The organism is Pedobacter sp. 01T416_2 (assembly GCF_056398925.1).
Genome location: NZ_JBFTQI010001121.1, coordinates 1 through 1,335 on the forward strand (window position 1 = coordinate 1; position 1,335 = coordinate 1,335).

Genomic DNA, 1,335 nt, shown 5'->3' on the forward strand with positions numbered 1-1,335 from the left:
CCCCAAAATCTGCACCGTCCCATTGTTTGGTTCCGAACCAATAATTTGCAATCGTAATTAACCAGGCAGCCCATACAAAGAATTGCATGAAACTCATTATAGTTAAGCGAAACTTAACGTTCATAATAATAGTTTAGTTTGATTATTGAAAGTAAAAGCTGAATATAGAACTATTTTGAATGATAATTCAAAATGAACCTAAATTATTTTAAACAATTTGGCTCATTTTAGAATTTAGCTTTTTATAAAGGGAATTTGAGAAAAAATTTAGACATTTTTTTTAGTGCAGAAACATTTTTTATGATACAATACTATGATGTTCCGCGTTTATTCAATTCATCTCTTAATCTTGCGGCCTTTTCATAGGCTTCTTCGGCAATGGCTTCCTGTAATTTTTGCTGAAGTTCTTCTAATGTTAAATCACCAAAACCTTGTTGCTGGGTTGAGGTAGGCAAGCTATCCGCTTCGGGCTCTTTTGCAATAGAATCCATATTTTCGAGAAAAAGAAAATCATTCCCTTCTATTACGATTCCGGCAGAAGCCAAAATAAATTCGTAGGTATAAATCATGGCGTTAAAGCGAACGGCCAAAGCGATGGCATCAGATGTTCTGGCATCAACTTCATGTGTATTTTTACCATCACTGCAGATCAACTTTGCGTAAAAAACACCATCAACCAAATTGTAGATGATAATTTCCTGGATATTGATATGAAAAGTATCAGCCATCGATTTGAATAAATCATGTGTTAATGGCCTACTAGGAGTCATTTTCTCAATTTCTATAGCAATGGCCTGTGCTTCAAATGCACCAATAATTATCGGTAAGCGGCGGCGTCCATTTACTTCTCCTAAAACAAGGGCATAAGCACCAGATTGAGTCTGGCTGTAAGATAAACCTACAATATCTAATTTAACTTTTTTCATATTTGTCGATGTCATGTTGAGCTTGTCGAAACATTTAATCTAATCCTTCGACAGGCTCAGGATGACAAAAATTATCCTTTATGTGCTTTTAATGCTTCAATTAACTTTGGTACAACCTCAAAAGCATCGCCAACAATACCATAATCGGCCACTTTGAAGAAAGGCGCTTCCGGATCTTTGTTGATTACTACAATCACTTTTGATGAACTAACACCAGCCAAATGCTGGATAGCGCCAGAAATACCGATAGCAATATAAAGGTTAGGGCTAATGGCAATACCGGTTTGACCAACGTGCTCTGAATGTGGTCTCCAGTCTGCATCTGATACCGGTTTAGAACATGCTGTAGCAGCACCAAGCAAACCAGCCAATTCTTCGATCATGCCCCAGTTTTCTGGTCCTTTTAAAC

General features: G+C 37.0%; 3 protein-coding genes. All 3 read right to left on the reverse strand.

All coding sequences use genetic code 11. The features are described 5' to 3' along the window. On the reverse strand, positions 1-124 hold a 124-nt coding region (locus tag AC1DPQ_RS27880), incomplete at its 3' end, for a hypothetical protein (protein ID WP_477611589.1). Between the two features lie 187 nt (positions 125-311). Further along, entirely contained in the window at positions 312-926 is a 615-nt protein-coding gene (locus tag AC1DPQ_RS27885) for a bifunctional nuclease family protein (protein ID WP_029275168.1), read from the reverse strand. 71 nt (positions 927-997) lie between these two features. Beyond that, positions 998-1,335: electron transfer flavoprotein subunit alpha/FixB family protein (locus tag AC1DPQ_RS27890; protein ID WP_477611588.1), on the reverse strand; the 338-nt coding region annotated here is incomplete at its 5' end.

Excerpts from the sequence above, each read along its gene's own strand:
- AC1DPQ_RS27885 (WP_029275168.1), bottom strand. The coding sequence starts at position 926 with ATGAAAAAAGTTAAATTAGATATTGTAGGTTTATCTTACAGCCAGACT.